General features: G+C 38.9%; 6 protein-coding genes and 1 pseudogene. All 7 read right to left on the reverse strand.

Annotated elements, in window-relative coordinates; all coding sequences use genetic code 11:
* Nucleotides 1-354: 354 nt before the first annotated feature.
* Nucleotides 355-1,320, reverse strand: a complete 966-nt coding sequence (locus G625_RS0114210; RefSeq protein WP_029201629.1) for a LysR family transcriptional regulator — start codon at nucleotides 1,318-1,320, stop codon at nucleotides 355-357.
* Nucleotides 1,321-1,678: 358 nt separating this feature from the next.
* Complete coding sequence (locus tag G625_RS0114215; protein ID WP_029201630.1) at nucleotides 1,679-2,554, reverse strand: Rpn family recombination-promoting nuclease/putative transposase; 876 nt, start codon at nucleotides 2,552-2,554, stop codon at nucleotides 1,679-1,681.
* 346 nt (nucleotides 2,555-2,900) lie between these two features.
* A complete protein-coding gene (locus tag G625_RS20160; RefSeq protein WP_049895924.1) occupies nucleotides 2,901-3,437 on the reverse strand; it encodes an ATP-binding protein in 537 nt (178 codons plus the stop codon).
* A gap of 223 nt (nucleotides 3,438-3,660) precedes the next feature.
* Entirely contained in the window at nucleotides 3,661-4,407 is a 747-nt protein-coding gene (locus G625_RS0114225; RefSeq protein WP_029201631.1) for an MmcQ/YjbR family DNA-binding protein, read from the reverse strand.
* 138 nt (nucleotides 4,408-4,545) lie between these two features.
* Entirely contained in the window at nucleotides 4,546-4,869 is a 324-nt protein-coding gene (locus G625_RS0114230; RefSeq protein ID WP_029201632.1) for a hypothetical protein, read from the reverse strand.
* Nucleotides 4,870-4,916: 47 nt separating this feature from the next.
* Nucleotides 4,917-6,425 (reverse strand): GmrSD restriction endonuclease domain-containing protein, encoded by a 1,509-nt coding sequence (locus tag G625_RS20165; protein ID WP_049895925.1) that lies wholly within the window; start codon nucleotides 6,423-6,425, stop codon nucleotides 4,917-4,919.
* Nucleotides 6,426-6,714: pseudogene (locus tag G625_RS22900) on the reverse strand (hypothetical protein); the annotation flags it as partial. It abuts the gene before it with no gap.

The raw sequence follows: 6,714 nt of genomic DNA on the forward strand, positions 1-6,714 counted from the left end.
AATGACTGCCCACAAGGAAGGACCAAAACGAGTGAAAGCATCAGGATAGTATTGCTTTAGCAAAGATATCATCTTTGCCTGATAGGCGGCATGACCGCCTAGGTTAATAGGCTTGCACATGAACAAACACCTCCGATCGAGAATTATCCGGCGCCGCGAAGGACGCATTTACTTCTTAATCAGATAGGCCGCGAAGCGGCCGCAGATTTGGGAGGATTTGTCAAGTCCTATATTTGGTATTTTTTAAAAAAATGGGGGGATTTGAGAAATGGAACAAAAGAAAAAGCCCTTGGAATCTAGGCTAAAGATTCCGAGAGCCTATATGGACCAGGGGGGGGACGGGGTTCTATGTAATCAGGCAATAAAATAACGTTTCAGTTCCTTCACTGCCGCATCAATGATCGGAGATGAGGTTGTTTTTTTGTGAATCGCGGTGAGATAAAAATAGCAGGGTTCTTTGAAGGACTCTATGCGAAGCCCATCCGCTTTTACCAGGGATCTGGGAATGACAGCCTTACACTCACCGTTTTTTACCAGAGACAGGGCAATGTTAAAGTCGTTGGTTTCTGTGTATATCTCCGGAATATTGCTTTCCTCCGAAAAAATCCTGTCCAGAATCTCTCTTAAATATGAATCCTCTGCAGGGATGGTGACCGGGAGCTCTCTTAAATATGAATTCTCTGCAGGGATAGTGACCGGACGCTTATCAAAAACAGTTGAACGTACATATGCTTCTGTTTTATCAACAGCCTCGGAAAAATCCATATCCGAATCAGTACTTGTACCCGTTGTCTGATCATTCCCACCCGGGGAAATCATAACAAGCTCATCCTTAAAGATGTGAATGTAGTCAAAAAAATCCCTCTGCTGATATATATCCGGAATGAACGCCATGTCAATGCTTCCGTTCTCAAGAGCCTCACGGGTATTCATGGTATTGTTGGTATGAACTCTGACAGAAACCTTCGGAAACTGTTTTTTCAGCTTAGGAAGTATATCTATATAAACCACCGATTGAAGATATGGAGCTACGGAAAAATCAAAAACCACCTTATCTTCATCATTCAGACTGTTAAGCTTCTTCTGTGCCAATGCTTCCTCACGAAGTATCGCACGTGCCCCGTTAAGATAAATCTTTCCCGCATCCGTCAGCACCATCTTTTTCTTCTCTTCCCGGAAAAGAGGCGGAACCCCCTCCTGCTTCAGCTTCGCAAGCTGCTGGGAAAGTGCCGACTGGGTGATATACATCTTCTCCGCCGCAAGAGACAGATTCCCGGTCTCCGCAATGGCAACAATATATTCAAGCTGTTTCAGATCCATAACGAATCCCCCTACTGGTAAATATCTCATACATCATATAGCCGAATACATTTTACAGCAAGAATTATTAACAGTTCAGCCATGCCATACTATGGGGCGGTGGATTTAAAGAGCAGCTGCTGCTTGTTCCTATGTGCTGGAACGATATCATAGCCGGAATGAAGATCATCCCCTGCAGCTGGAGCTATACTCTTCCGTAGGGGATTTTTCATAGAAAAAATCCTTCATTAACAGTACAGAAGTTTCTCAAATTTATCATAAAAACATACGGTGAAGGAAATAAACAAGGCATCGTGCCGGTGCTTTAGACCATCTGCTTTGATCAAAGCGATTTAGTCTTTCGCACCGCCCTTGCAGCTTAGTCATCATCTTCATCAAGCTCGTCCATCGACAGTACTTCTTCTGCGATGTCCTCATCGTCCCAGTCCGGATGCTCTCTTAAAGCTTTTCGGACACAGTAAAGAACAACCGGTTTAATGCTCAAAATAGAAACTATATCACTGTCAGAAAATCTCTTATCATTTATACGGATCTGTTTTACAATCCTCCTGTAATCACCTATTTCACGCTCATCCATTGCAAATGTATTGATATTCATATATTCCGTCCTCCTTGCTTCGTTGTGTTTAACCTTTTTCACAGCTTCATCAAGCATCCTGGAATACTCCGACTCCGGAGCTTTGCCATCCATATAAGCCAGCATTTTCTTTATTTCATCACTTACTTCATGACCTTCTTTATCTTTGGTTCCTTTGGCATTGAGCACTATTCTTTTTGCAGAATCATGCATCCTGATGGTTTCATCCCAACTGCACAGTGTCTCAAAAAGATACATAAACCATCCTTTGTCATATGGGTCATAAGTAGTGATGAATATGATAAAGCTTTTCTTCAACCTGACAAATCCATCGCCCTTGTTTACCATATCCACGTCAATCGCACTCTGATAATACCTGAATCTCTTACCTAATTGCGATTTCCTGAAAGCCTGCATCTCCACATCATAAACTGTGTTTTCGTCGTCCTCTACATACACGTCCATGCGAATGCCTCTGGCATCATACCCGGTCTCCACAGTCTTCTCGCGGTCAACGACCACTACTTTACGTATCTTTTTCCCGATTATCATCTCAAGAAGTGGTTTAACGTGTTTGGGCTCCTTCATGACTGCCTGAAACATATAATTATCAGTGATCGTCAACTGATCAAATGGTTTCTTTTTTCTATTACTCATTAACACTGCATTCCTTTGCTGTTAGTTTTATTATATCATCAGGATTAGACATATGTAGAACAAATCCCAAATGATATTTTTATTTTTGATTTGTTTCATGATGTAACATAAGTGTCAAAATACATCTCAAAGATGTCATATTTTTCTTTTGCACTTACATCATACTTTTCTTTTGGATTCTTCTCCACGAATAGGGATAAAAGATTAATTAGTACTGAAATTATCTGCCTTTAGACTTTCATAGCAGGTGAATATTATAATATTATAACGATTTGCGATTGTCAATGCGATATTTACTAATCCACATAGTACAGAACTAAATCTAAAACTCATATTCTGTCATATATTATTTAGACCCTTTAAAATCACATAAAATAAAGCACGAGTGGAATCTATCAATCCTATCTCGTGCTTGCGTAATATTACTGTTTTTACTAATATAACTAAGTATTTGTTTTTCTGCATCGCTAAGATTAGCGTTACCGATACTTTTATCCGATACTTTATCCGATACTTCTCTATTACTTCCTTTACTTTCACTCTGTTCAACACCATAATTCAGGTTCCAGAAAGTTACATTAAAGTCTGACTCATCTGAGAAAAATGTCGGTAAACGATCCTCAGTAATGTTAGCGGATGCTTTGTAATCGTTCATAATTTCCTTTATTCCGCTACCAGAACGCTCCATGAGCTGAAGCCTGTGGAAAATATCAGCCAAATAAGGATTACGTCTTCTGGAAGCAATATGATAAAGATCCCTTTTCTGAATAGGAAGACCTTCCACCATTCCTCCAGGAGAAGTAATCTCTATCCTGTTATCGAAAATATCAAGATGTACCTCACTTCCATTTTCCATGTAATCACGGTGTACAAAAGCATTCACTAATGCCTCATGTATAGGTCTTTCAATATAATCAGGCAAATCTATCCGAGAATTAGGAAGTTTCTTCCATCTCAAGTTGTTGTGTTTCTTGACAAATGCCTCTACAGCTTCAAGAAGAGCTAAGACATTTGTAATCTGCCAAATCTATATTTTCAACAGGTAATAACTCAAACTTCATTTATATTCTGCTCCATCATGGTTTCTTCTCCATTTAACAAATACTTTATTTCAATGCTGCACTCAGACTATTTGGTATCCCCCTCGGTCCTCTCACAGCGTATATTCCATAATCAGTTTTCAGCCTTTCAAAAGTAAACTTGTCAGGCTTGTATCTCTTTTGCAGTTTTATCTTCATAAGTGCCGTAATCTTAAGATTCTTATCCTCATAATCATATGGAATATCAGCCTCTGTCACCCTGCACTTATAGAGAATTGCAGATACAGGTGCACCTACATACATAAACACTGTATCTCCTTTTATAATCCCTGCGCCCTGCTTCCAGTCTATTTCATCCACATCATCAAAGGCATGTTCAATGTCATAATACTTGGGATTTGCAGGCACTAACCATTCCTTGGGCTTACGGAACTTATCCTTTTTCTTCTTAGATGCAGTATCTAAAAAACTGGCATCAACCATATTGCAGATTTCATCAAGACTAACTGTGCCATCAATCAAAATTGTGATCCAGCTGGTCTTATTCATATGATATCCAGGATAAAATCCCGGTTGCTGCAAAAGTATATCCCTCAGCATTAAATCATCAATTTTAACATTTATGACATCAACATCCTCAGATGATGCCATGCCTAACTTATCCATGCTTATAGTGGCTGTAAGCGCAAACCATTTACGATTATCTTCATGTCTGAATATCGCAAAGCTTGGATTTTTTTCCCAAAGATATTCCGGGGATGCTTTGTATTCTTTCTTTATATATTTTTCGATATCAGCTCTTATAGAAGCCATATAGCACCTCCACTAATTACCAGGTCTTTTCCAATTGACTTTCAGAATATGAATCGACACCACCACTACTTAACGACACCATGTACAAATCGCCATTGATATCTATAACCGTACCTTCCTGACCACGATATCTGACTCTTACATGATCACCTCTTTACCATGCGCCTTGGCATACTCAATCTCAGATCTAGTGCTGTCTCCGATATATCCGCCTACATTGATGACATAAATAGAGTCGGTCATATCTACCTTTCTTTTATGCATATCATCCAACATTTCCTTAGCCTTGGATAAGGTTCCTTCATCCATTCCATCCCAGACTTCCTGATCTCCTGAATAACCAAAGAGTCCAACACTGATAACAATGTTGCCCTCCAAAGTAAGCCTCTTCTGTGCGTCCATAAATTGATTTTTAAACCGTTTGCTTCCACACAAAGTAATTACAGGATGCTTTCCGACCATAACTCTCTGATTTCCTTTAATTCTTTCTAGAAATGTGCCAAATCACTTTATACAAGTGCCACTCCAAAAGCCTTAACAGTCTGTTCGGATTCCTTATCTGAAACAGCCTTACCCATAGCACTCTCAACAACATTTAATATTTTTTTTGCCCTATCAATAAAATATGAATCAAAATCATCTGCTACTAATGCATCATAGTTTACCAAATGAGTCTCAAAACGATGTCGTAATGTATAATCCTCTATCCCCGCATCTTTCTTTATTTTTGCAGTATATATACTCGGTGCCTTACCACCAATTGCCCTATTGGACGAAGGTAATAACGGAGTCTTATTAACTATAGAATTCCACTTTGACCTGTCATATCCTTGGTTTATGCAATATGCCTGTGGGAAAATATGGTGAATATCCGGAGATTCATCCATACTCTTTACAATATCCATAGTTGTTCCATTCATAAGATCTTCACACTTTGCTCTATAGACCAGTGCCATTATGCCTTTATATGCTGCACTCTGCCTTGACTGCATAGACAATAATCTTGTGGATGAGAAAAACGAAGAATTTACAGTTCTATTCTGAGAATCTTGTCCATTTATGGAATTCACCACATCTTCAATATCGTATGCGTACTTCGTCTCATTAGCTCCGCCATACATTTCACCAAGGATTCCGCACCAAAACCACTGAGCTAATATGTCCTGAGTCTTTGGCTGATTAAATTTGCTATTTCCAATAACGGCACATATAGCAGCAAGCGGAATAATTTGAGATGCATAAGGCAGGTCTCTCTGACGGAATACATATTGACTCATCAAAAATTTTCTAGCCATTTTGAAACCTTCCAAAACAGCCGCCTTATTATTCTTATAATCATCATATGCTAAGGCCAATACATCCCTTCTCTTACAAGAGGTAGGTACATCCGTCTTTATAAAGTTTGTATACAGTGTAATGGTCTGCAAAAACATAGTTTCGTCAATTCCATCCATCACATCCGTTTTTAGTGTCTCATATTTTCCCCAGATAATATCTGAACATGCCGGTGTATCACCATCATGGTCTTCCTTATGAATCCAATCTTCACGAAGGTCAAAACCATAAGTCGCAAATGTAGCTGTAACAAGTTCAAACACCGTCAACGGAACTCCGCCTGTGTTTACATTTTCAAAAACCTTACATACTGCTTCTCTTGGAGTAGACTGCTTAAGTGTGATTACCGGCAATTTGTACGCAACAATAGTATCTAAGACTTCGGTTCTGAAACGCTTATACTTTTCCTTGGCTTCCTTAGAGTTATCATAGTAATCCTTATAGCCATCAGCCCAGTCCTCACGCTCATTATTATCAAATATAATATTTACTGGGAACATTTCATTTTTATATTCCAGTTCACGAGTTGAAAGATCAAGATCAATTTTTCTATTAAAATCCGACTTAAGTTGTTTATCATCAGGAATGCTTAATATAGCATCCTCTCGATCTGTATACGGATCAGGGCACTTATTAATATCTATGGTGTTAGTTGGAAAATGGGTCGGTAACCATGACTCCAATCAAATGATCGTTAAGCCGTACCTTTTTACATCTGAAATACTGTAGCGTATAGCAGAACCCGGTCTTAACATACCATCCTTTATAGCACGAATCGAAATATCTGTTTTACGGTACATATACTCAAATAGTGTACAGTAACGATTTATGTATTTTGTGGCCACACCACGGTAAAACTCATACTGTTTTTTGATAACTGAATGAAGGTTATTTACCGTGTTAAGATTGTAAAAGCTGGTCTTCTCGTTTTCGACATTCTTGATACTACAATCCGCCAATGTTTCGAGAATG

Origin of the sequence: Oribacterium sp. NK2B42 (assembly GCF_000424445.1) — a bacterium.
Lineage (GTDB): Bacteria > Bacillota > Clostridia > Lachnospirales > Lachnospiraceae > Oribacterium.